This window comes from Tomitella biformata AHU 1821, from assembly GCF_000524475.1.
Classification (GTDB): domain Bacteria; phylum Actinomycetota; class Actinomycetes; order Mycobacteriales; family Mycobacteriaceae; genus Tomitella; species Tomitella biformata.
Map to the genome: position 1 here is coordinate 251,394 of NZ_BAVQ01000070.1, position 24,237 is coordinate 275,630.

The 24,237-nt window shown below is 66.2% G+C and carries 22 protein-coding genes and 1 pseudogene; 12 read left to right on the forward strand and 11 right to left on the reverse strand.

What is annotated here, in order from left to right:
• Nucleotides 1-22: 22 nt before the first annotated feature.
• The 5 genes from TBIF_RS16440 to TBIF_RS25740 all read left to right on the forward strand — a co-directional run bounded on the left by TBIF_RS16440 (nucleotide 23) and on the right by TBIF_RS25740 (nucleotide 3,888).
• Nucleotides 23-826, forward strand: coding sequence for an HAD-IIA family hydrolase (locus TBIF_RS16440; RefSeq protein WP_024795863.1), 804 nt, complete (start codon nucleotides 23-25; stop codon nucleotides 824-826).
• A gap of 182 nt (nucleotides 827-1,008) precedes the next feature.
• Nucleotides 1,009-2,634, forward strand: coding sequence for a chaperonin GroEL (gene groL, locus TBIF_RS16445; RefSeq protein WP_024795864.1), 1,626 nt, complete (start codon nucleotides 1,009-1,011; stop codon nucleotides 2,632-2,634).
• Nucleotides 2,635-3,034: 400 nt separating this feature from the next.
• Entirely contained in the window at nucleotides 3,035-3,172 is a 138-nt protein-coding gene (locus TBIF_RS25730) for a hypothetical protein (protein ID WP_158506355.1), read from the forward strand.
• A gap of 365 nt (nucleotides 3,173-3,537) precedes the next feature.
• The gene (locus TBIF_RS25735; RefSeq protein ID WP_158506356.1) at nucleotides 3,538-3,678 is read left to right on the forward strand and encodes a hypothetical protein; all 141 of its coding nucleotides are present in this window, start codon (nucleotides 3,538-3,540) and stop codon (nucleotides 3,676-3,678) included.
• A 69-nt stretch (nucleotides 3,679-3,747) separates the two neighbouring features.
• Nucleotides 3,748-3,888 (forward strand): hypothetical protein, encoded by a 141-nt coding sequence (locus TBIF_RS25740; RefSeq protein ID WP_158506357.1) that lies wholly within the window; start codon nucleotides 3,748-3,750, stop codon nucleotides 3,886-3,888.
• Between the two features lie 294 nt (nucleotides 3,889-4,182).
• Here TBIF_RS25740 and TBIF_RS16470 read toward each other — a convergent pair whose 3' ends face one another.
• Complete coding sequence (locus tag TBIF_RS16470) at nucleotides 4,183-6,240, reverse strand: prolyl oligopeptidase family serine peptidase (RefSeq protein ID WP_024795865.1); 2,058 nt, start codon at nucleotides 6,238-6,240, stop codon at nucleotides 4,183-4,185.
• A 325-nt stretch (nucleotides 6,241-6,565) separates the two neighbouring features.
• On the opposite strand from TBIF_RS16470, the gene TBIF_RS25745 reads away from it, so the two are divergent.
• From TBIF_RS25745 to TBIF_RS16485, 3 genes are all read left to right on the forward strand, one after another.
• A complete protein-coding gene (locus tag TBIF_RS25745) occupies nucleotides 6,566-6,721 on the forward strand; it encodes a hypothetical protein (RefSeq protein ID WP_158506358.1) in 156 nt (51 codons plus the stop codon).
• 610 nt (nucleotides 6,722-7,331) lie between these two features.
• A complete protein-coding gene (locus TBIF_RS26495) occupies nucleotides 7,332-7,466 on the forward strand; it encodes a hypothetical protein (RefSeq protein WP_268746917.1) in 135 nt (44 codons plus the stop codon).
• 932 nt (nucleotides 7,467-8,398) lie between these two features.
• Nucleotides 8,399-9,427 carry an alpha/beta hydrolase gene (locus TBIF_RS16485; protein ID WP_038171547.1) on the forward strand — a complete coding sequence of 343 codons (1,029 nt, stop codon included), beginning with the start codon at nucleotides 8,399-8,401 and terminating at the stop codon, nucleotides 9,425-9,427.
• Nucleotides 9,428-9,903: 476 nt separating this feature from the next.
• On the opposite strand, the gene TBIF_RS25750 is transcribed toward TBIF_RS16485, so the two are convergent.
• The 3 genes from TBIF_RS25750 to TBIF_RS25760 all read right to left on the reverse strand — a co-directional run bounded on the left by TBIF_RS25750 (nucleotide 9,904) and on the right by TBIF_RS25760 (nucleotide 10,786).
• Entirely contained in the window at nucleotides 9,904-10,065 is a 162-nt protein-coding gene (locus tag TBIF_RS25750; RefSeq protein ID WP_158506359.1) for a hypothetical protein, read from the reverse strand.
• A gap of 112 nt (nucleotides 10,066-10,177) precedes the next feature.
• Complete coding sequence (locus TBIF_RS25755; RefSeq protein ID WP_158506360.1) at nucleotides 10,178-10,348, reverse strand: hypothetical protein; 171 nt, start codon at nucleotides 10,346-10,348, stop codon at nucleotides 10,178-10,180.
• A 288-nt stretch (nucleotides 10,349-10,636) separates the two neighbouring features.
• A complete protein-coding gene (locus TBIF_RS25760; RefSeq protein ID WP_158506361.1) occupies nucleotides 10,637-10,786 on the reverse strand; it encodes a hypothetical protein in 150 nt (49 codons plus the stop codon).
• A gap of 259 nt (nucleotides 10,787-11,045) precedes the next feature.
• Here TBIF_RS25760 and lpdA point away from each other — a divergent pair, with 259 nt between their 5' ends.
• Complete coding sequence (gene lpdA, locus TBIF_RS16505) at nucleotides 11,046-12,449, forward strand: dihydrolipoyl dehydrogenase (RefSeq protein WP_024795867.1); 1,404 nt, start codon at nucleotides 11,046-11,048, stop codon at nucleotides 12,447-12,449.
• A gap of 93 nt (nucleotides 12,450-12,542) precedes the next feature.
• Here lpdA and TBIF_RS16510 read toward each other — a convergent pair whose 3' ends face one another.
• From TBIF_RS16510 to TBIF_RS16530, 5 genes are all read right to left on the reverse strand, one after another.
• Nucleotides 12,543-13,955: an ABC1 kinase family protein gene (locus TBIF_RS16510; protein ID WP_372435126.1), complete on the reverse strand. Its 1,413-nt coding sequence runs from the start codon at nucleotides 13,953-13,955 to the stop codon at nucleotides 12,543-12,545.
• Between the two features lie 14 nt (nucleotides 13,956-13,969).
• A complete protein-coding gene (locus TBIF_RS16515) occupies nucleotides 13,970-14,506 on the reverse strand; it encodes a carboxymuconolactone decarboxylase family protein (RefSeq protein WP_024795869.1) in 537 nt (178 codons plus the stop codon).
• Between the two features lie 10 nt (nucleotides 14,507-14,516).
• Nucleotides 14,517-15,368: an SDR family NAD(P)-dependent oxidoreductase gene (locus TBIF_RS16520; protein ID WP_024795870.1), complete on the reverse strand. Its 852-nt coding sequence runs from the start codon at nucleotides 15,366-15,368 to the stop codon at nucleotides 14,517-14,519.
• Between the two features lie 125 nt (nucleotides 15,369-15,493).
• Nucleotides 15,494-16,903 (reverse strand): acetate metabolism transcriptional regulator RamB, encoded by a 1,410-nt coding sequence (ramB, locus tag TBIF_RS16525; RefSeq protein WP_024795871.1) that lies wholly within the window; start codon nucleotides 16,901-16,903, stop codon nucleotides 15,494-15,496.
• Nucleotides 16,904-16,986: 83 nt separating this feature from the next.
• Entirely contained in the window at nucleotides 16,987-17,316 is a 330-nt protein-coding gene (locus tag TBIF_RS16530) for a hypothetical protein (protein WP_024795872.1), read from the reverse strand.
• A 516-nt stretch (nucleotides 17,317-17,832) separates the two neighbouring features.
• On the opposite strand from TBIF_RS16530, the gene aceA reads away from it, so the two are divergent.
• From aceA to metE, 3 genes are all read left to right on the forward strand, one after another.
• Nucleotides 17,833-19,125: an isocitrate lyase gene (gene aceA / locus TBIF_RS16535; RefSeq protein ID WP_024795873.1), complete on the forward strand. Its 1,293-nt coding sequence runs from the start codon at nucleotides 17,833-17,835 to the stop codon at nucleotides 19,123-19,125.
• 56 nt (nucleotides 19,126-19,181) lie between these two features.
• Entirely contained in the window at nucleotides 19,182-20,066 is an 885-nt protein-coding gene (locus TBIF_RS16540) for a 3-hydroxybutyryl-CoA dehydrogenase (RefSeq protein WP_024795874.1), read from the forward strand.
• A gap of 139 nt (nucleotides 20,067-20,205) precedes the next feature.
• Complete coding sequence (gene metE / locus TBIF_RS16545) at nucleotides 20,206-22,491, forward strand: 5-methyltetrahydropteroyltriglutamate--homocysteine S-methyltransferase (protein WP_024795875.1); 2,286 nt, start codon at nucleotides 20,206-20,208, stop codon at nucleotides 22,489-22,491.
• Between the two features lie 4 nt (nucleotides 22,492-22,495).
• On the opposite strand, the gene TBIF_RS16550 is transcribed toward metE, so the two are convergent.
• Both TBIF_RS16550 and TBIF_RS16555 read right to left on the reverse strand, forming a co-directional pair.
• Nucleotides 22,496-23,134: a potassium channel family protein gene (locus TBIF_RS16550; RefSeq protein ID WP_024795876.1), complete on the reverse strand. Its 639-nt coding sequence runs from the start codon at nucleotides 23,132-23,134 to the stop codon at nucleotides 22,496-22,498.
• Nucleotides 23,135-23,168: 34 nt separating this feature from the next.
• Nucleotides 23,169-24,164, reverse strand: a pseudogene (locus TBIF_RS16555) (TrkH family potassium uptake protein); the annotation flags it as partial.
• Between the last annotated feature and the right edge of the window lie 73 nt (nucleotides 24,165-24,237).

Sequence of the window (24,237 nt, forward strand, 5' to 3'; positions counted from 1 at the left end):
GGTCGGCGGATAGTCTGGGCGCATGAGTGCAGCGCGTGGTGAAGGTCCGGTCGACGGGGTCTTGCTCGACATCGATGGCGTTATCGCCACGGCCTGGCGGCCGCTGCCCGGGGTGGCGGAGGCGCTCGCGGCGATTGAGGCGTCGGGCAGCCCGCGCGCCTTCCTGACCAGCACCACCTCCCGCACCCGCGCGGACATCGTGGCCGCGCTGCGGGCGGAGGGTGTGGAGGTGGACCCCGACGAGGTCCTCACGGCGGCGGTGCTCACCGCCGAATATCTGCAGGCGACGTATCCCGGCGCGCGGGTGTGGGTGCTCAACAGCGACGCGGACCTGACGCCGGATATGCCCGGCATCGAACTCGACGCGGAGGATCCCGAGGTGGTGGTGCTCGGCGGCGCGGGCGAGGCGTTCAGCCAGGAGGCGTTGAGCCGGGTCGTGGAGCTGATGCTCGAGGGGACTCCCGTGGTCGCGATGCATCGAGGGCTGCTGTGGGCCACCGGGGACGGGCTGCGCGTGGACACCGGCGTCTATCTGCCGGGGCTCGAGGCGGCGGGCGGCGCCGGCATCACCGCGGTGGGGAAGCCGTCGCTCACGGCGTTCCTGGCCGCCGCCGACGTGCTGGGCACGGACCCCGCCCGCACGATGATGGTGGGCGACGACCTGCACAGCGATGTGCTGGCCGCCCAGCGTGCGGGGCTGATCGGCGTCCTGGTGCGCACCGGCAAGTTCCGGCAGGTGCACCTGGAGATGTCGGTTGACCAGCCGGATCACATTATCGACTCCATCGCGGATCTGCCCGCGCTCCTGGCGCGTCTGGCCGGGTAGCGGCGGCAGGCCTCGCCTTGCACTCTCGGGTGGCGAGTGCTAAAAAAGAGGCTGGCACTCACAACACGCGAGTGCCAGGTTGGGAAAGGTGAGACCGGGATTACGACACCCCTGGTCATCCGTCGCGGGCACCGCACCCTGCCGAGCACCGTGTCACCCCCAATCCGGAGGATCACTTCGCAATGGCAAAGATCATCGCTTTCGACGAAGAGGCACGTCGCGGCCTTGAGCGAGGACTCAACATCCTCGCTGACACCGTAAAGGTGACGCTCGGCCCGAAGGGCCGCAACGTCGTGCTGGAAAAGAAGTGGGGTGCCCCCACGATCACCAACGATGGCGTTTCCATCGCCAAGGAGATCGAGCTGGAGGACCCGTACGAGAAGATCGGCGCAGAGCTGGTCAAGGAAGTTGCCAAGAAGACGGACGACGTCGCGGGCGACGGCACCACCACCGCCACCGTGCTCGCCCAGGCGCTTGTGCGCGAGGGCCTGCGCAACGTCGCGGCCGGCGCAAACCCGCTGGGCCTCAAGCGCGGCATGGAGAAGGCCACCAAGGCCATCACCGACGCGCTGCTCGCCTCGGCAACCGAGATTGACACCAAGGAGCAGATCGCCGCGACCGCTGGCATCTCCGCCGGCGACCCGGCCATTGGCGACCTCATCGCCGAGGCCATGGACAAGGTCGGCAAGGAAGGCGTCATCACGGTCGAGGAGTCGCAGACCTTCGGCCTGCAGCTCGAGCTCACCGAGGGCATGCGCTTCGACAAGGGCTACATCTCGGGCTACTTCGTCACGGACGCCGAGCGTCAGGAAGCCGTCCTGGAGGATCCCTACATCCTGCTGGTCAGCTCCAAGATCTCGACCGTCAAGGACCTGCTGCCGCTGCTGGAGAAGGTTATCCAGTCCGGCAAGCCCCTCGTGATCATCGCCGAGGACGTCGAGGGCGAGGCGCTCTCCACGCTCGTCGTGAACAAGCTCAAGGGCACCTTCAAGTCCGTCGCCGTCAAGGCGCCGGGCTTCGGTGACCGCCGCAAGGCCATGCTGCAGGACATCGCCATCCTCACCGGTGGCCAGGTCGTCAGCGAAGAGGTCGGCCTCTCCCTGGAGACCGCGGGCCTCGAGCTCCTGGGCCAGGCGCGCAAGGTCGTCATCACCAAGGACGAGACCACGATCGTCGAGGGCGCCGGCGAGGCCGACGCCATCGCGGGCCGTGTGAGCCAGATCCGCGCGGAGATCGAGAACAGCGACTCCGATTACGATCGGGAGAAGCTGCAGGAGCGTCTCGCGAAGCTGGCCGGCGGCGTTGCCGTCATCAAGGCCGGCGCCGCGACGGAGGTTGAGCTCAAGGAGCGCAAGCACCGTATTGAGGATGCCGTCCGCAACGCCAAGGCTGCTGTCGAGGAGGGCATCGTCGCCGGCGGCGGCGTCGCCCTGCTGCAGTCCGGCCCGGCACTGGACTCCCTGGTGCTCGAGGGTGACGAGGCCACCGGCGCGAACATTGTTCGCGTCGCGCTCTCCGCTCCTCTCAAGCAGATCGCCTTCAACGCGGGCCTCGAGCCCGGCGTTGTTGCGGACAAGGTCCTGAACCTGCCCGCTGGCCACGGCCTGAACGCCGCGACCAACGTGTACGAGGACCTGCTTGCCGCAGGCATCAACGACCCGGTGAAGGTCACCCGCTCGGCGCTGCAGAACGCGGCGTCCATTGCGGGCCTGTTCCTCACCACCGAGGCCGTTGTGGCCGACAAGCCGGAGAAGGCCGGGGCGCCCATGGGCGACCCGACCGGCGGCATGGGCGGCATGGACTTCTAAGTCCGCCTCTCATAGTTTGACTCGGCCGAGGGCCGGTGCACCAGAAATGGTGCGCCGGCCCTCGTGCTGTGTCCGGACCTTGCCCGCCCGTCGCGCCCATGGGCACCGCCAGCGGTGTTGGACGCCCCCGGCCGCGCAGCGCTTGGCGGACACCATGCGGAGGCACCGAGGGCTAAACCTGATGGATTGTGGCCTGCCGGACATGCACCTTCTGAGAGGCCGCAGTGGCTGGCGCCTGGGGAATCGCAGCAATTTTGGACCAAAAGGACCAATTTCCTTGTGATCCTTCGTTAGTTAAACTACGTTTAACTGGACAAGAGACCACGTCGCGATTTCTGAGGTCAATCTGCCTCAGGCTGTGTGGCGTGGGCACACCACCGTTATATGCAAGGAGAACCGTATGGGTTCACAAGGCACGCTCCTCCCGCAAATCATCGAGCCGCTGTTCCTTATGCTCATTGCCGGGGATGGATTGGGCGACAAGTTCGGCGGCTCGCTGGACGGCGTTCTGGGCAGCATGACCGGCGTGATCGGGTAATTTTCTCCGCTGGTAGTGCAATTCTGGTGATGGCCCAAATGCTGGGCAGCCAAACGGAAAACTTAGGGAGAATGCGATGTTAGAGGGATCTGTAGCAGACTTGGGCCTCTCGGTGGCTGAGTTGATCGCCCCCGGTACAGGCAGTGCCTTGGACCTGTCGGTGAACATGCTCGATTTGCTGGGCAGGATCTTCGACATTGGTGCCGGCCTGTAACTGCGGAGTGGGCTCCACAGCATGATTGCACCGGTCAATCAAAATGTCCGGTGACTAGTTAGGCAAATTCACCCATTGGCCGCACATGTGATGCATCTCGGTAACTCGTATGTACTGGCGTGCAATGGAAAATTCAACGCAAGGAGACGATATGGGTTCACTCGACGGTATTCTTGAAGCGGCGATCATGCCGATCTTGGATGTTCTCGGAAACGGCGACGGCAGCCTCGGGAACATCGCCGGCTCGCTCGACGATGTGCTGGCCGGATTCACCGGCTCCGCTGGGGCTTAGCCTCGTCCGTCCAATCATTTCGCGGCCGGCATGAGCCTGGCCGACAACTTTCGATTTTAGGGGAACGCGATGTTTAAGGGTTCTATAGCAGACCTGGGTGGTTCGATCGGCGAGTTCGTCGGCCCCGGCGTGGGCAGCGCAGCCGAGCTCGGAACGACCCTGTTTGGCCTGATTGCGCAGATCACCAGCGGGTCTGCCGCAGCCGCGTAGTCCGCCGCACGTCCTCGGGGCCCATGCTGATGATGCGCGTGGGCCCCGAGTCCTCTGCGGGGTCAGCCCGCTGGCGCCTTGGCAGCGGTGGCTCGTGTTGACGGTCTCAAGGTCGCGGCGCATGGCACGCACTGCGTCCAAGCGCTGATTGGTGCCGTCCGGCCAGCAGGGCCTCTCCTAACTCAGGGGAGCGGCGCTTAATCAGCACCGTTTGACGTAGGACGAATTCAGGGCGGCGCACATATGTGCGCCGCCCTGAATGCTGTGCAGGCCAGGCCCTCCGGCCCGGCCAGGTCAGCCGCCGAGCTGGCCCCACAAGAACTGATAGGCCAGCGCAGACTTGAACGCCTGCTGGGCGTTGTCGGCGGCACCGCCGTGGCCGCCCTCGATGTTCTCGTAATACGTGACGGGGTGGCCGAGCTCCTCAAGGAGCGCCGCCATCTTCCGCGCATGGCCGGGGTGCACCCGGTCATCCCGCGTCGAGGTGGTGATCAGCGTCGGCGGGTAGACGCCGTCCGCCTGGACGTTTTGGTACGGCGAGTACTCGGAGATAAACGCCCACTCCGCGGAGTCGTCCGGGTCGCCGTACTCCGCCACCCAGGACGCGCCGGCGAGCAGCAGATGGTAGCGCCGCATGTCCAGTAGCGGGACCTGGCACACCAACGCGCCGAACAGCTCCGGGTACTTGGTGAGCATGATGCCCATGAGCAGCCCGCCGTTGCTGCCGCCCTGCGCGCCGAGCTGCGACGCCGTGGTGATCCCGCGGTCCACGAGGTCCCGCGCGACAGCGGCGAAATCCTCGTGCACCTTGTGCCGGCCGGCCTTCACCGCTTGGGTGTGCCACTCCGGCCCGTACTCGCCGCCGCCGCGGATGTTCGCCAGGACATAGGTGCCGCCCCGGGAAAGCCAGGCCTCGCCCAGGATTCCGGAGTAGGCCGGGGTCATCGAGTTCTCGAATCCGCCGTAGCCATAGAGAAGGGTGGGGCCGGGGGTAGTGGCCGCGCCGTGGGGCACGGACCGGTGCACGACGAAATACGGCACCGCGGTGCCGTCGTCCGAGGTGGCGAAGAACTGGTCCACCGTGAGGCCGTCCGCGTCGAAGAACGCTGGTGCCTGCTTCAGCGGTGCCACCCCAGAGGCGGTGGTGTCCCCGTGTAGCAGCGTCGACGGTTGGAGGAAGCCGCTGGCATTGAGGAACACCTCATCCGAGAAATCGGCGTCCGTGCCGATGACGGAGATGGTGCTGTTGTCGGGCAGTCCGGCCAGCGGGCGGGTGGCCCACGAGCCCGGCTCGGCCACCAGCAGTTCTGTGCGGACATCGTCGAGGACGGTGAGCACCAGGTGGTTGTCCGTGAACGAGTAGTCCTCCAGGCTGCGATGCGCGTCCGGGGCGAACACCACCTCGAGATCGCGGGCGCCGCCCAGGTACTCGTCGAGTCCCACACTGAGCAGGGTTCCGCTGGGGTGCTCCGCACCGCCGACGGACCAGGGGGAGCGGGTGAACACCAGGAGCTGCTCCCGGAACAGCGAGACCTGCGCGTCGCCGGGAACGTCGAGTTCCTCGGGCTGGTCCTGCGCGTCGAGTAGGAAGCGGCGAGAGGTGAAGAAGTCGACGGCGCGGTCTACCACATGGCGCTCAAAGCCAGGGGTGTTGTCGAAGGTGACACTGACCGCGACATCCGCCGCGACGCCCTCATAAACCAGTTGGGCATCGGTGAGGGCCTGCCCGCGCCGCCACCGCTTGGCCTGCCGCGGGTAGCCGGACTCGGTGAGCGAGCCCGGCCCGAAGTCGCTGCCCACATAGATGGTGTCGATATCGATCCAGCTGACCTGGGACTTGGCCTCGGGGATCGAGAAGCCGCCGGCCTCGGGGGAGAGGAAGGTCTTCGCGTCCATGTCGAACTCCCGCACCACGACGGCGTCCGCGCCACCGCGCGAGAGCGAGACCAGCGCGCGGGGGAAGATCGGTGCTCCGTCGTCGATCACCCGCAGCACCGCGCCGCCGGACCACACCCAGTTCTCGCCCTCGGCCTCGGCGAGCGCGTCGAGGTCGATCAGCACCTCCCACTCCGGGGCGTCGGTGCGATAGGACTCCAGAGTGGTCCGCCGCCACAGCCCGCGCACATGCGTCGCGTCGCGCCAGAAGTTGTAGAGGTGCGCGCCCCGCCGCCGCGGGTAGGCGATGCGGGCGTCGGTGTCGAGGATACCCAGGATTTTGGACTCAAGCTCAGCGAAATCCTCAGAAGCGGCCCACCTCTCGCGGGTGGTCTCGCTCCGGGCACGCACCCAGTCCAGAGCCGCGTTGCCCGTCACGTCCTCGAGCCACAGGTGACTATCGATGTTCTCGGTCATGCGAACAGTCTCCCATGTGTAGAAAATGGGACTGTTGCCAAAATGTGCACCAGATCACAATCGGTGGAGTAGGGCGCGGTTCGCTCGATTGTGGGCAGCGTTACAAACTCCAGGCCACCGCATGTGAGCACTGGTTGGCCGCGTGTTCGGCCCGAGGCGGGGGTGGTGGCAGGAATTGGGCATGGATGAACGTCCGTCTTGCAACTACTTCAAAGCGGCGCCAATGTTGGTCTCGATCACGGCGCACCGACTAGCCGGGCTGCGAAACGAAATTCCTTGCGTCCCTAGTCAATCCCCGCGTGGTGACGAACTATAGGAGGACCACATGTTCGCTTCCATCCTGGATCTCATTCCCGCAGGTTTCGGCTCCGTTGAACTCCTCGGCACCGAGGGCTCTGGCTCCATCGAGAAGCTCCTCGGCGACGAGGGTTTCGGTTCCATCGAGAAGCTCCTCGGCACCGGCTCGGCCCTCTTTGCCTAGTCCTTAGCCTTCTGGCTTGCAAAAGGGCGGGATCACCTTCTGGCGGTCCCGCCCTTTTGTATGTCTGCACCGGACCCTGCGTTCCACATCCCCAGGAAACCCAAAGACCACCGCGCCGATCTGACACGCGTCGTGATCGGCATGGCCATCACCAGGGGAGGCATCCCAGTGCGGGTGTGGTCCTGGCAAGGCCTTGACCACTGTGACCGCCTTGGCTACGCCGACCTCGGCTGTCGTCGGCGGGGGCGCTCGGGCCGGATTGGCATCCCGCCCGCCGCCTGGACCACCCGACTTCTGCGGACCGCAGGTTCACTTGATCGCCGCCCAGATCCGTACTGTGTCATAGGTCACATGTCCAGGTTTGCCGCGGCGTTCTCGTTTGTGGAAAGCGGGGGGAAGCCGCTGGCAGGGGTGCATTTTGCGGAAGATCCACACGGCATATTGGGGGCACCTCGTTGGTTGCGGTTCACTTCCGGGGCGCTGTAGAGGTTGCCATTTGTGATCTAGGACACGTAGATTCTCTAGCGACCGCGCATCCTGCGGTGGCACGCCGGTTCTGGTGGGCCACGGCAGACTCCAGCTCCCGCGCGGCGAGACCAAAGGAATGAATATGGAATCCGTCATGGAACTGCTCGGCACTCTGGGTTCGCTCGATGAGACGACGGGCTTGCCTGATTTCGAAAAGATCATGGGCGCGCTCGCCAGCCTTAGTGGCCTCTCGTCGGAGACGACCCCGGCCGGCTAGTCCTCCGTTCTTTCAGAATGGCCCCGGGCCTCGCAAAAGCGAGGGTTGGGGCCATTCTGCGTTTCCGGCGCTTCTGGCAGCCGACCGCTGCGATGGAAATGACGCCTTCCTGAATCGGGGGCGACGCTCCGATATTCGCTCGGCGGAAGCAGCATAGAGTTTCCGTGATTGTCGGGTGCGTGGCCAGTTCGACGGTGGGGGGCGTGCCGGGAATCGAGGCGTATGCATGACTGAACAGGCTTGTCCGCCACGTTGTTTGGCAGGCGTGGGGCGGATCAATTATGGGCACTCTGGAGGATCTGTTCCGGGTCCTGATGCGCCTGATGTTGTGGCGCCGCGGAGAAAACCATGATCGGCTCGGTAGCCGGCTCGTATGCGGGGTATTCAGGATCGGCAGGACGGGGGTCTCTGTGCGGTACCGCTGTTACTCGCGCAGGGGCGGTGAGCCAGGGCGGGTGATGCAAACGATCTGATGCAGACTGCCGTTGGCGCTGCGGGACCATTTCACTGGCGCCGCGGACGATGCCAATCCCGGGCGAGAGGCGTCGTCGAAATTGAGATGGTCGCAAACTGGGGCGGATGATGTCCTGACCTGTGGGGAATTCGGTCAGCTGCGGCTATTGCGGGACATTCTGTATCGGTCTATTCTCAAACCTGATCGCGATCGCTGGTAGCTAGAGCGGTTCCTAGCACTTGTGGCTGGGGTTCGATGAGAATGGGGTCCGTTCATCTATGCCGACAGGCGGGGCGGGTGCTAGGTGCGCTGCGGGGTGGTCTCGCGGTGTGGGGATGAGAAGCAGGCCAGTTCTGCAATTCGATCAGGGTGATTGCGGTAACAGTGATGAGATAGCATGCGATGTGGTTATGAAGGCATCGTCGTATGCCGTTGACCGCCTGCTCAAGTGCCAAGATGACTTAGAGGACTGGAATAGATGATCCTGAGAAATTCGCGTCGCGCGACCCGCGCCGCAGTGCAGTGCGCGGCCGCGGCCCTGATCGTCGGCGTGCTGCCCGCGCTCGCTGGTGCGGGTGTGGCCTCGGCCGGCCCTACCTCGAACCCGGCGCAGACCGACAATTTTAAGGTCCACTCGCCGTCTATGGATCGGGACATCCCAATCCAGGTCCTGGTCCCCAAGAACCAGGACATCGAGTCCCCCGTGTTCTACCTGCTGAACGGCGCAGGCGGCGGCGAGGACTCTGCGACCTGGTCGGCCCAGACGGACGCGACGGACTTCTTCAAGGACAAGCAGGTGTTTGTGGTGACGCCGCTCGAGGGCGCGTTCAGCTACTACACCGACTGGAACGAGCCAGACCCGGGGCTCGCGAAGAACCTCGGCAACAACGGCGTCAACAAGTGGCAGACCTTCCTCACAGAGGAGCTGCCGAAGGCCATCGACGCCAAGTACAACGTCAATGGCAAGCAGAGCCTGGCGGGCATCTCCATGGCCGGCAGCTCAGTGCTGGACCTGGCGATCCAGGCCCCCACGCTCTACAGCAGCATCGGCGCGTACAGCGGTTGCGCTATGACCAGCGACCCGCTCGGCAGCAAGGGCGTCCAGCTCGTCACGACTGTGGGCGGCGCGGATCCCACAAACATGTGGGGACCCGTCGGCGGACCGCAGTGGGTTGAGCATGACCCGTACGTGAACGCGGACAAGCTTCCCCGCGTCCCGATGTTCATCTCCACCGGCAGCGGCCTGCCCGGCGAGCACGACAACCTGGGCAACTGGCGGGTCAAGGAAGACACGGCAGTACTCGCCAACCAGATCATCGTCGGCGGCGGCATCGAGGCCATCACCAGCGCCTGCACCCACATGCTGCAGCTCAAGACGGACTCGCTGGGGATGACCAACATCCACTACGACTTCCCCGTGGGCGGCTCGCACTCGTGGGGCTACTGGCAGGACGATCTGTCGCAGTCGTGGCCGATGCTCTCGGCCCCGCTGTACGCGACGGACTAACTCCGCACCCGGGTCTCTAGGGGCCGGACAGAACTGAATAAGGCACTGAGACTCATGGTGGTGCCAATAACGACTGCGGTGGTGACGGCGATGTCCGTCACCACCGCAGTCGTCGCATTTGTGGCACCGTCGGCGGCATCTCCCGCGGAGCCCCGAGGTTGGTTCAACGGCGGTGGGAACTCCACCAATATGGGGAGAGAGCAGGGGGAGTGCGGACGGGCACGGGTCTGCCCAGACGGTGAGGCCTCGCTCAATAGTTGTCGGCGCGAAAACGACTGTGGGCCCGTGGAATCCGTGCTGGATTCGACGGGCCGAGGTGAGGCTAGTGAGGGGCTGGGCAGCTCATGGCCCTGCGTTGTAGATGCAAAAGGTTCCCTGTAGGAAACGACCTACGGGGAACCTTTTGGTTTCGAACGATGTCTCCCCGGCTGCACCCTAGGGGCAGCAGGGTGGGGAGGTTCTCTGGCTCGAGGGGTTTACGCGTTGCTCGCGGATCCGCTCTCGAGGAAGCTCGCGTTGAGGGAGCCGTTGCCCTGGTCGAGAAGGAAGAGAAGTCCCATGCCGGCCGCGAGGCCGCCAACGACTGCGGCGGCCGGGCCGAGGATGGACGTGATGGCTTTCAACTGTGCTGCATCCATGATCAAAGCTCCTATTCGGATTGCGCCCCTACGAGGCGCAGATGAGCAATCGGCCGTTGTGCCGACGCTGAAAAAGTCTGGGGGGTGGCCGAATATCGGCCGAAGTGCGCGACTAGCGCGGGTTCAGCATGCCGTCGATGACGAGGCCAAGGCCGATCGCGCCGGCGATGCCGCCGATGATGCCAGCCGCTGCGCCGGCGACGGCGATGGAGCCGCCCTTGTATCCGGCGTCCAACCCGCCCGTGATGAAGTCGATCGAGCCTGCGGTGAGTGAACCCTCCATGGGGAACTCCTTCAATAGTTGTGCGCCATGACTGCCGGAGGCCCGGCTCATGTGGCGCGCGTAGGTGTGTGAGTCCGGGGTGATCCGGCTCACCACAAACTAGTGAGTTGTACGGGCGTACCGATTGCTCTGGTCCCGCTCAGCGGGATGCATTGAATTCCGAGCATTTTCCGGCCGGCGGAGCGATGGAGGGGGCGCCCCCGGGCCGGAGGCCCGGCGACGGGAGGCATGGACGCAGAAAAAGACCCTGGCATCCACGGGGGATGCCAGGGTCTTCAGCAGTGCGAATTACATTCCGGTGGAACCGAATCCGGCCTTGTCAAGCAGTCCGGGGAGCTTCTCGATCGCGACGGCGAAGCCGATCGAGCCGGCGACGCCGGCGATCACTGCGGCGACGCCGGTGGCCAAGCTGAGCTCTTCGGGGGACGAACCGAACATTGCAACTCCTAGAAAGTCAGTGATGTACCGGGTTGCGGCACAGGGTTACTTGAAAGCCGAAGTGATCCGACTCGTTAAAGATCGCAGATTCCTCGGCGGGGTGCAATCGGAAAAGGCCTGGTGAGGCGATAGTTTTCGCAATGTTCTTGGTGTGTTCTGAGAGTGTTTGGCGCGTGTTTACCTGGGCCGGAAAACCTTACTCGTGAGTAGCTGGGGTGGGGGTCGGACAGCCGTGGCGGGGGCGGCTAGGCTATGCGACGTGGCTGCACACTATGACGTCGTCGTTCTCGGAGCTGGCCCCGGAGGATATGTCGCTGCGATTCGCGCGGCACAACTCGGGCTGAGCACCGCCATCATCGAAGAGAAGTACTGGGGAGGTGTCTGCCTCAACGTTGGCTGTATCCCCTCGAAGGCCCTGCTGCGCAACGCGGAGCTGGCGCATCTGTTCAACAAGGAAGCCAAGACCTTCGGTATCAGCGGGGATGTGAGCTTCGACTTCGGAGCCGCGTTCGATCGCAGCCGCACGGTCGCGGATGGCCGCGTCAAGGGCATCCACTTCCTGATGAAGAAGAACAAGATCACGAAGTACGAGGGCCGCGGCACGTTCCGCGACGCCAAGACCATTGACGTGGCGCTCTCGGACGGCGGCGCGGACACGGTCACCGCCGACAACGTGATCATCGCGACCGGCTCGACCACGCGTCTGCTGCCGGGCACCGAGCTCAGCGAGAACGTCGTCACGTACGAAGAGCAGATCATGACCCGCGACCTGCCGAGCTCGCTGCTCATCGTCGGCGCCGGCGCCATCGGCATGGAGTTCGGGTACATCTTCAAGAACTACGGCGTGAACGTCACCATCGTCGAGTACCTCGACCGGGCGCTGCCCAACGAGGACGAGGCCGTCTCCAAGGAGATCGCCAAGGCCTATAAGAAGCTCGGCGTCACCATCAAGACCGGCGCCGCCGTCCAGACCATCGATGACGAGGGCGGCCAGGTCAGCGTCACCATCAAGGACAACAAGACCGGGGTGGTCGACACCTTGGTGGTCGACAAGGTCCTGCAGTCCGTGGGCTTCGCGCCGAACGTCTCGGGCTTTGGCCTGGAGAACACGGGCGTCGCGCTGACGGATCGCGGCGCCATCGACGTCGATGACCACATGCGCACCAACGTCCCCGGCGTTTACGCCATCGGCGACGTCACCGCCAAGCTGATGTTGGCGCACGTGGCCGAGGCGATGGCCGTTGTCGCCGCCGAGACCATCGGCGGCGCGGAGACCCAGACCCTGGGCGATTACCGCATGATGCCGCGCGCCACGTTCTGCAGCCCCCAGGTGGCCAGCTTCGGCCTCACGGAGGAGCAGGCCAAGGCCGAGGGCTACCAGGTCAAGGTCGCGACGTTCCCGTTCATGGCGAACGGCAAGGCGCACGGTCTCGGCGACACGACAGGGTTCGTCAAGCTCATCGCGGACGAGCGCCACGGCGAGCTCATCGGCGGGCACCTCATCGGCCCGGACGTCTCCGAGCTGCTGCCGGAGCTCACGCTCGCGCAGCGGTGGGACCTCACCGTGCACGAGCTCGCGCGCAACGTGCACACGCACCCCACGCTGAGCGAGGCCCTGCAGGAGGCCATCCACGGCCTCGCCGGGCACATGATCAACTTCTGATTCTCCACCGACTCGTACCCGCGAGCCTTCTAGTGGTTCACGAGCGCTACAGCGCCCGCGACTCACCGGAAGGCTCGCGGATTGCGTTGGGACCTAGGCCGGCAGCGTGACGCCCAGCTCGGCGGCCCTGCGCTCAACCGCCTCCGGGAAGATATTGCGGAACAGGTAGAGGTCGGTGCCGATGACCCAGTCCGGGGCCAGCACCGTGGCATAGCGCTCGAAATAGCCCAGCTGCTTGCCGAACAGCACCAGCTCCTCCGGGCTCGCGATACCCCACATGCGGCCAACCTCGATCAGCGACATGATGAGCTCGCTCAGCTTGAGCTTGGCGAGGTCGCCGGCCAACACCGGGGCCAGCACCAGCTGGAGCTGCGCGCCCACCTCGGCGTCGGTGGCCTCGGCGCCGGTGGCGAAGCCGAGGCCGCGGATGCCCTGGGCGACAGTGGCGAAGTTGCCGTCGATCGCGGTGGCGTAGAACATGTCGCGCAGGATCTGGCGCCACACCTCGGGGAGCTCGCCGACGATGCCGAAATCGAGCAGCGCGATGCGCCCCTCGTCGAGCACCCACAGGTTGCCGGCGTGCACATCACCGTGGAACGGGCCGTGCATGGTGATCGACTCCAGCCAGGCCTTGACTCCGCTGCGGATCAGGAGCGTGGTGTCGTGGCCGGCGTCGGCGAGCTTGTCGAACTGGTCAAGGGGCACCCCGGACAGCCGCTCCATGCAGATCACGCGGGGCCCGCAGTAGTCCCAGTACACCTCGGGCGCCGTGACGAGGGCGTTGTCGCCGAACGCCCACATGTTCTCGCGGAGCAGCATCTGGCGGTTTGCCTCGAGGGCGCTGTTGAGCTCGCAGGCGGTGGCCTGGTTGAGGTCGCGGATGATGGCCGTGGCGTTGGCGATGCGGAAGAACTCGAAGGCCCGCTCCAGGATGCGCGCGCCCAGGTAGGCGGTGCTCAGGTCGGTGCGCATGCGGCGGCGGATGCCGGGGCGCTGGACCTTGATGATGGCGCGGCGGCCGTCCGGCAGTGTGCACGCGTGCACCTGGGCGACGGAGGCCGCGGAGAGCGGCGTGTCATCGAACTCCCGGAACAGTGCAGACACGGGCGCCCCGAGGTCGGCTTCGATCAGGGCCCGCGCCTCGGCCGCAGGGAACGGCGGCACCTCGTCGAGGCAGCGCAGGCACGCGTCCGCGAGGGGCTTGGGGAACACGCCGGAGGAGGACGCCATGAGTTGGCCGAGCTTGACGAAGGTGGGGCCGAGGACGATGAACGCGTTGACCACGGCGATCGACGCGGCGTCGGCCAGTGTCAGCTTATGGCCGTCGATGCGCCGGCCACCGATCCGCCGGACCGGCCACGCCAGGACGCCCCACACAACGTGTGCGGTGAGGACGAGCCCGACGAACAACGCTCGCAGCACCTCGTCCGTGCCGAACTTTTCCAGCGACGGGACCTCGACGAGGAGCGCCGCAGCCGGCGGGCCGCCCGCATACGGGCCCACCACTGGCCCCGCGCTGCTCACTGGAAGTCTCGCTGCACTCGCAGCACGCCCAACGTCGTTGCAAGGGAGTCGTATTGGCCGATCAGGAGCACGAGCTCGATGAGCTGGCGGCGGTCGTAATAGGCGCCGACGGTGCGCCACATGTCGTCGTCGATGTCCTTGGTCTGCACCAGTTGGTCGACGGCGGCCAGCAGGGCCTGCTCATTGGGCTGCCAACCGTCGGCGTCGGGCCCGTCGAACACACGCTGCGCGATCTCCGAGGTGACCCCGGCCCGCGCGCCGAGGCGCTGGTGGTGGTCCAGCTCGTACTGGCATTCGCGCAGGTGGGCCACGCGCAGGATGACCAGCTCGGTCTCGTGCCGGGAGATCCGGCCGAACGGCATCATCATCGCGGAGTAGTGCAGCCAGCCCCGGAAGAGGCCCCGCGCGCGGCCGAGGGTGCTGAATATGTGCGCGTCGGGCACCCCGATGACGAGGGAGGCGACCCGGCTGAAGGACCAGTTGAGGATGCCGAGCTCGCGGAAGCCGCCAGGCTCGATACGGGGGGAGGTCATGGTTGTCCTGTCACTCGGGCTGGGGCGTGGTGAGCTCGACCCGCTCTTCGCGGGCGATGCGCAGCGCCTCCGGGAGGCCACGCTGCGAGCGCCAGTCGAGGATCGGCTGCGCGATCATGCGGATGGGCAGCAGGCCGGCGACCCAGTACGGCGCGACGATGCGGCGGGACCGACGGGCCAGGCCGCGCTCGATGCGGTTGATGGCGGGGCCGAGCTTGGAGACGCCGGTGAAGGAGCCGGCCGCGTTCATGGACTCGGCCGCCTCCGTGCTGAAGCCGCGGGAGGTCATGTCCGTGTCCAGCTCGGCGAAGTATGCGACGCCGACCCGCGCGCCGGTCGCGCGCAGCTCGCTGCGCAAGGTGTTGCCCAGGGCCTCGACGCCGGCCTTGGACGCGGAGTACGCGCCCATCATCGGCAGCTGCACCACGGCGGCGGCGGATGAGACGACCAGCGCGTAGCCGCCGGGGTGCGCGATGTGCGGCCCGGCGGCGCGCATCGTGTAGTACGAGCCGAGCAGATTCACGGCGACGGTGCGCTCCATGATCCTCGGGTCCCCGCCCAGCAGCGGCAGTTGCGCCGCGATGCCGGCGTTGGCGATCACGATGTCCAATCCGCCGAGCTCCTCGACGACCTCGGCGACGGCCTTCTCCACCTGGGCGTTGTCGGCCACATTGCATTCCCGCCACGGGGCGTTGCCGGCCTTGAGGGCGACCTGGGCGAGCAGCTCTGGCTCCAGCCCGATCACGGCGACGCGCGCGCCGCGCTCAGCGAGCCGTAGGGCCAGTGCGGCGCCGATGCCGCGGGCGGCGCCGGTGATCAGCACTCGGCGGCCCGCGAATGCGCTGTCTAGGGATCGAGCCATCAGTGGTGCTCCTGACATTGGATTACCTACTTTGCAGTAAGTTGACGCTAGCAGGGCGCGGGCGGGCCGGATAGTGTGCGCTCCGGCACGATCCTGATCATATTGTGAGCCAGGACTCAGTGTGCTTATTGGACGGTGTAGGGGGAGACGGTGCTCCGGTGCTCGTTGATGTCGAGCGCGCGGCCCAATTGGGGGAAGGCGCGCTGCGGGCAGTTGTCGCGATCGCACACGCGGCAGCCGGACCCGATCGGGGTGGCCGCGGAACCGGTGAGGTCCAGCCCGTCGCCGTAGACGACCCGGTTGGCGTGGCGGAGCTCGCAGCCCAGGCCGATCGCGAAGGTCTTCGCCGGCTGCCCGTAGCGTGCGGAGCGTCGGCTGACTGTGCGGGCGACCCACAGATACGCGCGGCCGTCGGGCATCTGCGCGATCTGCCGGACGATCTTCCCCGGCTCGGTGAAGGTCTCGTACACATTCCACAGCGGACACGTGCCGCCGCTGGAGTTGAAGTGGAAGCCCGTCGCGGACTGGCGCTTGGACATGTTGCCGGCCCGGTCGACGCGGACGAAGGAGTATGGGACCCCGCGCAGGGCCGGGCGCTGCATGGTCGAGAGGCGGTGGCACACCGTCTCATAGCTGATCGAGAAGAACGTCGAGAGCCGCTCGATGTCGTACCGGAACTCCTCGGCGGCGTCGTGGAACTGCCGGTAGGGCAGCACGGTCGCCGCGGCGAAATAGTTCGCCAGGCCCATCACGCCGAGCGAGCGGGCCTCGGGGGTGGTGAACCCGCCCTCGTCGGCCATCTTGTTGATCAGGTCCCCGTACTCCAGGTGCCCGAGCTCCGCGGCCATCCGGAAGGCGCGCTGGCCGGGCAGCAGTTGCGCCGCGAACTCCATGGTCCGAGTCTCCGGGTCGTAGCGGTGCAGCACGTTCTCGCCGAGGTCGATGCGCTTGACCACCTTCACGCCGTGCTGGTTCGCCAGCCGCTGCGCGATCTCCCGCAGCACGTCGCCGCGGTGCATGCGCAGGCGCTGCGTCATCTCCTCCGCGGCGGTATCCAGCTCATGCAGGTAGTTCTGCCGCTGGTAGAAGTAGTCCCGCACCTCCTCGTGGGGCATGGAGATGATGCCGGTGGAGTTGATGCTGCCGCTGCGGCCCTCGGTTAGCGCGCCGAGTTGGTCCGTCGAGCTGCGGTACCGCTGGTGCAGGTTGACGATCGCCCGGGCCACGGTGGGGTGCGCGTTGACGAGTTGGGCGATCTCGGTGGCGTCGGGGGAGGACTCCACGGTCTCGTCCATCAGCACCTCCCGCATCTCGGCGATCAACCTGGTGCTGTCCTGCGGGGAGAAGAAGGTGGCGTCGACGCCGAAGACCTCGGTGATGCGCAGCAGCACCGGAACGGTCAGCGGGCGCACATCGTGCTCGATCTGGTTCAGATAGCTTGGCGAGATCTCGAGTTGCTGGGCCAGCGCCACCTGGGAAAGCCCCCGCTCGGAGCGGAGTTGGCGCAACCGGGAGCCCACGAATGTCTTCGACATTTCTCCAGGCTACGAGGGGTGCAGGCTGTTGGCAATGCGGTGTTCGCAGGCTTGGCAAGTGGCTGGAACCGAGGGACTGGCTCCTACTCTCCGGACAATCGGAGTTTTGTGTCCTTGCTGCCCGTCACGTTGCAATAGGTCTGCATCGTCAGGTTGATGGCGGTGATCTCTGCGTCGTTCGGGTTCTGGTGGCCCTGCTGCTGCAAGAACACCTTCATGGTCTCCGTGCGCGCGGCGGAGTCTTGCGCGATGAACTCTCCGCAGGTGATGTCGCCGCCCACCCCGGTGCCAGCGCCATTCTCTCGATTGCTGTCGCCGGAGGAGGATGAGCAGCCGCTCAGCAGCCCCACGAGGACCGCCCCCGAGAACGCCAGCGGTAGTGCGGTCCGTGCGATTGCCGAATGGCTGGCCATGACGACTCCTTGCGAGCATGCATCGTAGAGGTAGTGATTCAGATCACAATACGGCAACCGGGGAAGGCTGGAGGGGCTACGCGGACATTGGCGGGACTTGCGCGAGCCTCGGCGCTCGAGAGTGAAAAGCGTCACAAATGCCTGGTAGATGGGACTGTGTGGGGTGGGGTCGCCGCGGATGTGAGAAACGCCTGGCGCCCCCTCCCGCCGAGGCGGTCCCGCCGATAACCCGCAGGCCATCGGGGGAATTGATGTTACTGACGGGTAGGTCTGGTGTGTGGAAGCGAAGAAATACGGCGTGGGAAGTTTGCAAACTTAGCTAATGCATTGGAAATCATGGCGAAGATTGGCACATGCAAGGGGTAGACCTGCATGTTTACTGTGTGGCATGGTCTGAGGAGTAACAGGCCGATGGCGGTGAGGGGTTGTGAAGCCCACGCTCCCCGCAAGCGGAGAGCAGCACTGAATCCGGTGTCTGAAACGGGCACGGAAACAAACACAATGGCAGGAGCTTCGATGTCGAACGTCGGAAAAGCACGTACCGCAGCTGAGATCCAGAAGGACTGGGATGAGAACCCCCGCTGGAACGGTCTCGTTCGGGACTACACCGCAGCGCAGGTTGAGGAGCTTCAGGGCACGGTCATCGAGGAGCACACGCTTGCTCGTCGTGGCTCGGAGATCCTGTGGGATCTGGTCAACAACACGGACTACGTCAACTCCCTCGGCGCGCTGACGGGCAACCAGGCCGTCCAGCAGGTCCGCGCGGGCCTCAAGGCGATCTACCTGTCCGGCTGGCAGGTCGCCGGCGACGCGAACCTCTCGGGCCACACCTACCCGGACCAGAGCCTCTACCCGGCCAACTCGGTCCCGACCGTCGTGCGCCGCATCAACAACGCGCTGCTCCGCGCCGACGAGATCTCCCGCGTCGAGGGTGACACCTCGATCGAGAACTGGATCGCCCCCATCGTCGCCGACGCCGAGGCCGGCTTCGGTGGCGCGCTCAACGCCTACGAGCTGCAGAAGGCCATGATCGTGGCCGGCGCCGCTGGCGTGCACTGGGAGGACCAGCTCGCGTCGGAGAAGAAGTGCGGCCACCTCGGTGGCAAGGTGCTGATCCCCACGCAGCAGCACATCCGCACCCTGACCTCCGCGCGTCTGGCATCGGATGTCGCCAACACGCCGTCGGTCATCATTGCCCGCACCGACGCCGAGGCAGCCACGCTGATCACCTCCGACGTCGACGAGCGTGACCGCGAGTTCCTGGACGGCACCCGCACGGCCGAGGGCTTCTACGGCGTCAAGAACGGCATCGAGCCGTGCATCGCCCGCGCCAAGGCCTACGCGCCGTACTCCGACCTCATCTGGATGGAGACCGGCACCCCGGACCTGGCCCTCGCCCGCAAGTTCGCGGAGGCCGTCAAGGCGGACTTCCCGGACCAGCTCCTGGCCTACAACTGCTCCCCGTCCTTCAACTGGTCGGCGCACCTGGACGACGCGACCATCGCGAAGTTCCAGAAGGAGCTCGGCGCGATGGGCTTCAAGTTCCAGTTCATCACCCTCGCCGGCTTCCACGCCCTGAACTACGGCATGTTCGACTTGGCGCACGGCTACGCCCGCAACGGCATGACCGCCTTCGTCGACCTGCAGAACCGTGAGTTCAAGGCAGCCGAGGAGCGTGGCTTCACCGCCATCAAGCACCAGCGTGAGGTTGGCGCCGGCTACTTCGACCGCATCGCCACCACGGTCGACCCCGAGAGCTCCACCACGGCGCTCAAGGGTTCCACCGAAGAGGGCCAGTTCCACGCGTAATTTCCCAACTGGGGCAACGGTTCGATAGCCAATCCACTGATGACTGAGGAGTTGACGTGACTAGCGAGAAGATCCAGAGAGTCGGCATTATCGGCGCCGGGCAAATGGGCGCCGGCATCGCCGAAGTTTGCGCACGCGCACACGTCGACGTGCTCGTGTGGGAGTCGACTCGCGAGTTGGCCGCAGCCGGACGGGCGCGCATCCTGCGCTCGTTGGACCGTGGTGTCAGCAGCGGCAAGATCACCGAGCGTGAGCGGGAGCAGGCCGCCTGGCGGCTGCGCTTCACCTCCGACCTCGGCGATTTTGCCGATCGTCAGCTCGTCGTGGAGGCAGTTATCGAGGACGAGGCCGTGAAGACTGAGATCTTCCGCGAACTCGACCAGGTGGTCACGGATCCCAAGGCGGTCCTCGCGTCGAACACCTCCTCCATCCCGATCATGAAGCTGGGAATGGCCACCAAGCACGCCGAGCGAGTCGTCGGCATGCACTTCTTCAACCCGGTGCCGGTGCTGCCCCTGGTTGAGCTGGTGACCACCCTGATGACCAGTCCCGAGGTCGCTCAGCGTGCGGATGCCTTCGCTCGCGAGATCCTGGGCAAGGAAGTTGTGCGGTCCGCGGACCGTTCCGGCTTCGTGGTCAACGCTCTGCTGGTGCCGTACCTGCTCTCGGCAGTGCGCATGGTCGAGTCCGGTTTCGCCACGGTCGAGGACATCGACCGCGCCATGGTGCTGGGCTGCAACCACCCGATGGGTCCGCTCAAGCTGACCGACCTGGTGGGCCTGGACACCGTCAAGGCAATCGCGGACAAGATGTACGAGGAGTTCAAGGAGCCGCTCTACTCCGCGCCGCCGCTGTTGCTGCGCATGGTCGAGGCCGGCCGGGTCGGAAAAAAGTCCGGCCACGGCTTCTACCAGTACGCCGAAAATGGCACGGCCAAGTAGGCCAGTATGACAAGCGTGAACGCGGAGGGGTGTGGCCACAGTGGTCACACCCCTCCGCGCATCCGGTTAACGTGAGCTGGGGCACCGATGGGAAGCACCCGATCGCCTTGTGCCTGCTAAAGGAAAGGTCGACATCGCAATGAGTACCGCAGTTCCGGCAGGAATCGGCTCCAGCGTCCTCGGCTACCCGAGGATCGGCCCGCGGCGCGAGCTCAAGCGCGCGCTTGAGGCCTACTGGCACGGCAGCTCCACCCGCGACGAGCTCCGCGCCGTGGGCAAGGAGATCCAAGAGCAGACGTGGCTAGAGTTGGCCGCGACCGGGCTTGGCCAGGTTCCGGGCAACACCTTCTCGTTCTATGACCACATCCTGGACAACGCGCTCATGTTCGGCGCCGTCCCGGGTCGCTTCCGTGATCTTCAGGGCGAGCTGGACCCCCTCGACTTCTACTTCGCCATGGCCCGCGGCGTCCCCGGCCACCCGCCGCTGGAGCTCGCGAAGTTCATCAGCTCCAACTACTACTACCGCGCCCCCGAGCTGGACCAGAACACCGCGTTCGAGCTGAACGCCGAGGTGCTGCTCGACGAGGTCCGCCGGTCCAAGGCCCACAACGTGGAGCTGCGGCCCGTTGTCCTCGGCCCGCTCTCGTTGCTGCTGCTCAGCAAGCTCAGCGCCGACGCGGACGAGGGCTTCCACCAGCTGGATCTGCTCGAGCCGCTGCTCGTCGCGTACGAGAAGCTCTTCGAGCAGCTCGCCCGCGCCGGCGTCACCTGCGTGCAGCTCGACGAGCCGTGGTTCACCCTGGAGCGCAGCGAGCGCGAGCTCGAGGCTTTCAGCCGCGCCTACCGCGAGCTGTCCGAGGCCCCGCTGCGTCCGCGACTGCTCGTCACCGGCCCGTACGGCGACTTCGGCTCGGCGCTGCCGCTGCTGGCCGCCACGAAGGTCGAGGCCATCGCCCTAGACCTGGTCAACGCGCGCAAATCTGCCGCCGAGCTCATCGCGATCCCCGGCATGAAGCGCAAGCGCCTCTACGCCGGCGTCATCGACGGCAAGAACGTCTGGCGCATCGACAAGGTCAAGACGCTCGAGTACCTGCAGGAGCTCTACGCCGCGATGCCGGACATCGTGGTCTCCACCTCCTGCTCGCTGATGCACGTGCCCTATGACGTGCTCAGCGAGTACGACCTGGACGACGAGGTCGCCGGGCACCTGGCGTTCGCCAAGCAGAAGGTCGGCGAGTCCGTCGCCCTGGCGCGGGCCCTGAGGAACGGCGCGCCGGAGAAGTGGGCCAGCGTCGTCATGGCCCCGGCGGCCACGCCCAACGCGGCCGTCCGCGCCCGCGTCGCGGCCGTCACGCCCGCTGACCTGCAGCGACCGGCCTTTGCCGAGCGCCGCGTCGCGCAGCAGAAGTCCGTGCCGCTGCCGCCCGTCCCAGTCACCACGCTGGGCTCGTTCCCGCAGACGACGGAGATCCGCCAGGCCCGCTACGACCTGGGCCAGGGGCGCATGACGCAGGACGAGTACACCGCCCGCGTGCATGAGGAGATCGAGCGCGTCATCCGCCTGCAGGAGGACATCGGCCTGGACGTGCTGGTGCACGGTGAGGTCGAGCGCAACGACATGGTGCAGTTCTTCGCCGAGCAGCTCGACGGCTACGCGGTGACCCGCAACGGCTGGGTGCAGGTCTACGGCTCGCGCAGCGTGCGGCCGCCCGTGCTGTACGGCGACGTCTCGCGGCCGGGGCCCATGTCGGTGGACTGGATCGCCTACGCGCAGTCGCTGACGGACAAGCCGGTCAAGGGCATCCTCACCGGCCCCGTGACCATGATGGCGCTGTCCTATGTGCGCGATGACCAGCCAGTGGAGCAGACCGCCCAGCAGCTGGCGCTCGCCGTGCGGGACGAGGTCGCAGACCTCGAGGCCGCGGGCATCAAGATCATCCAGGTCGACGAGCCCGCGATCCGCACCCTGCTGCCCCGTCAGGACGTGGGCCGCGAGGAGTACCTCGAGTGGGCGGTCGGGGCGTTCCGCCTGGCCACCGGCGGCGCGGCGATCGACACGCAGATCCACACGCACATCGGGCTCTCCCGCGTGCGCTCGGTGGTCGAGGCCATCGAGCACCTGGACTGCGACGTCACGTACATCATCTTGACCCGCACCATCGACTGGGTCCTCGACGCGCTCGAGGACTCGGGCCTGACCCGCGGCGTCGGGCCGGGCGTGTACGAGACGAAGTCCGCGTATGTGCCGGACATCGACGAGCTCGACGCGCGCCTCACCCGCGCCGCCCAGTCCATCGAGCCGGAGCGGCTGTGGGCAAACCCGGACGGCGGCCTCAAGACACGGCACTACTCGCAGCTCGAACCGTCGCTGCGCAACCTCGTGGCCGCGGCCCGCAGGCTGCGTCGCCGCACGTCGGCGGAGTGACGTCTCAGGTCAGCTCGCTGAACCGCTCCGCGTCCCGGATCTGCCCGGAGACGATAATCGTGTCGCCCGGCGCGATCACGGTGTCTGCCGTGGCGTAGGTGAATCCGCTGCCGGGCTGCTTGATCGCCACCACCGTCACCCGATGCTCCGTGCGGGTGGTGGTCTCGCCGAGGCGCTTGCCCAGCAAGAATGCGGGCGGTGTGGTCTTGACCATCGCGTAACCGTCGTCGAACTCGATGTAGTCGAGCATGCGTCCGCGTACCAGGTGGGCCACCCGCTTGCCCATGTCGTGCTCGGGCCGCACCACATGATGCACGCCGATCTGGGACAGGATCTTCGCGTGCGCGTTGCTGATCGCCTTGGCCCACACGTTGGTGACGCCCATTGAGATCAGCGCGGACGCGGTGAGCAGGCTGGCCTCCAGGTCGGAGCCAATGCCCACCACCGCCCGGTCGAAATCGTGCACGGACAGCTGCCGGAGCGACTCCTCGTCGGTGGTGTCGGCGATCGCGGCATGCGTGAGCCGGTTCGCGATCTTCTGCACCACCGCCTCATCCGCGTCGATGCCGAGGACCTCGGTGCCCTGAGCCATCAGCTCGAGCGCGAGGGACTTGCCGAATCTGCCGAGCCCCAGCACCACCACGATCTCGGCGGACGGTTTCTTGGCCCCGATCTTCTTAGCCAATGTGTGGCCTTTCCACGGGCAGTTCGTAGCGCCGGCCACGGTCGCGGCCGGCGAGTGCGCTGACGAGGGTGATGGAGCCGACCCGCCCCAGGTACATCAGTGGGATCAAGATCAGCTGGCCCCAACCGGGCAGCTGCGCGGTGATTCCAGTGGACAGCCCCACCGTCGCGAATGCGGACGTCACCTCGAAGAGCAGGGCACTTAGGTCGAACTGGGTGCCGGCGAGCAGGGCCAGGGTCGGGAGGGCAACGAGCGCCACGCCGATCAGCGCCACCGCGAGGGCCTGCCGCTGCACGCGCGGGTCGATCCGGCGGTGGAAGGCGATCACGGACCGCTCGCCGCGGACCTCGGCGATGATGACGAACAGCAGCACCGCGAACGTGGTGACTTTGATACCGCCCGAGGTGCCGCCGCTGCCGCCGCCGATGAACATCAACAGGTCTGTCACCAGGAGGGTCGCGCCGTCCGCGTCCGCGTAGTCGATGCTGTTGAATCCGGCGGTGCGGGGCATCACGCCCTGGAATGTGCCTACCAGCAGCTTCGACGCCCAGCCATAGCCCTGCAGGGTGTGGGTCCACTCCAGCAAGACCACCAGGGCTGGCCCGACTATCAGCAGCACGGCGGTGGTGGAGACCGTCAGCTTGGTGTGCAGGCTCCACCGGTGGGTGGCACCGCGTAGTCGACGGCCCACCTCGAAGAGCACGGGGAAGCCGATGCCGCCGAGGATGACCGCGGCCATCAGCGGCACACAGATCCAGGGGTCGTCGGCGAATCCGATGATGTTGTCGGTGTAGAGCGCGAAGCCGGCGTTGTTGAAGGCGGAGACCGCGTGGAACACACCGAGCCACAGCGCCCGCGCCGGCGGCTCGCCGTAGCCGAAGGCGAAGCGGGCCGCGAGGAGCACAGCGACGGTCAGCTCGATGGCCACGCTGAGCTTGATCACCCCGACGACGATGCCGCGCACATCGCCCAGTCCTTCGGTGCGCACTGAGGTTCCCCAGGGTTGGTGGACATCGAGATAGCGGGATCATAGGTCCTGCTGGAAGGATGTTTCCATGTCA

What these genes read in the sequence shown, in the direction of transcription:
- TBIF_RS16440 (WP_024795863.1), top strand. Translation starts at nt 23, where the DNA reads ATGAGTGCAGCGCGTGGTGAAGGTCCGGTCGACGGGGTCTTGCTCGAC.
- groL (WP_024795864.1), top strand. Translation starts at nt 1,009, where the DNA reads ATGGCAAAGATCATCGCTTTCGACGAAGAGGCACGTCGCGGCCTTGAG.
- TBIF_RS25730 (WP_158506355.1), top strand. Translation starts at nt 3,035, where the DNA reads ATGGGTTCACAAGGCACGCTCCTCCCGCAAATCATCGAGCCGCTGTTC.
- TBIF_RS25735 (WP_158506356.1), top strand. Translation starts at nt 3,538, where the DNA reads ATGGGTTCACTCGACGGTATTCTTGAAGCGGCGATCATGCCGATCTTG.
- TBIF_RS25740 (WP_158506357.1), top strand. Translation starts at nt 3,748, where the DNA reads ATGTTTAAGGGTTCTATAGCAGACCTGGGTGGTTCGATCGGCGAGTTC.
- TBIF_RS16470 (WP_024795865.1), bottom strand. Translation starts at nt 6,240, where the DNA reads ATGACCGAGAACATCGATAGTCACCTGTGGCTCGAGGACGTGACGGGC.
- TBIF_RS25745 (WP_158506358.1), top strand. Translation starts at nt 6,566, where the DNA reads ATGTTCGCTTCCATCCTGGATCTCATTCCCGCAGGTTTCGGCTCCGTT.
- TBIF_RS26495 (WP_268746917.1), top strand. Translation starts at nt 7,332, where the DNA reads ATGGAATCCGTCATGGAACTGCTCGGCACTCTGGGTTCGCTCGATGAG.
- TBIF_RS16485 (WP_038171547.1), top strand. Translation starts at nt 8,399, where the DNA reads ATGATCCTGAGAAATTCGCGTCGCGCGACCCGCGCCGCAGTGCAGTGC.
- TBIF_RS25750 (WP_158506359.1), bottom strand. Translation starts at nt 10,065, where the DNA reads ATGGATGCAGCACAGTTGAAAGCCATCACGTCCATCCTCGGCCCGGCC.
- TBIF_RS25755 (WP_158506360.1), bottom strand. Translation starts at nt 10,348, where the DNA reads ATGGAGGGTTCACTCACCGCAGGCTCGATCGACTTCATCACGGGCGGG.
- TBIF_RS25760 (WP_158506361.1), bottom strand. Translation starts at nt 10,786, where the DNA reads ATGTTCGGTTCGTCCCCCGAAGAGCTCAGCTTGGCCACCGGCGTCGCC.
- TBIF_RS16515 (WP_024795869.1), bottom strand. Translation starts at nt 14,506, where the DNA reads ATGACCTCCCCCCGTATCGAGCCTGGCGGCTTCCGCGAGCTCGGCATC.
- TBIF_RS16520 (WP_024795870.1), bottom strand. Translation starts at nt 15,368, where the DNA reads ATGGCTCGATCCCTAGACAGCGCATTCGCGGGCCGCCGAGTGCTGATC.
- ramB (WP_024795871.1), bottom strand. Translation starts at nt 16,903, where the DNA reads ATGTCGAAGACATTCGTGGGCTCCCGGTTGCGCCAACTCCGCTCCGAG.
- TBIF_RS16530 (WP_024795872.1), bottom strand. Translation starts at nt 17,316, where the DNA reads ATGGCCAGCCATTCGGCAATCGCACGGACCGCACTACCGCTGGCGTTC.
- aceA (WP_024795873.1), top strand. Translation starts at nt 17,833, where the DNA reads ATGTCGAACGTCGGAAAAGCACGTACCGCAGCTGAGATCCAGAAGGAC.
- metE (WP_024795875.1), top strand. Translation starts at nt 20,206, where the DNA reads ATGAGTACCGCAGTTCCGGCAGGAATCGGCTCCAGCGTCCTCGGCTAC.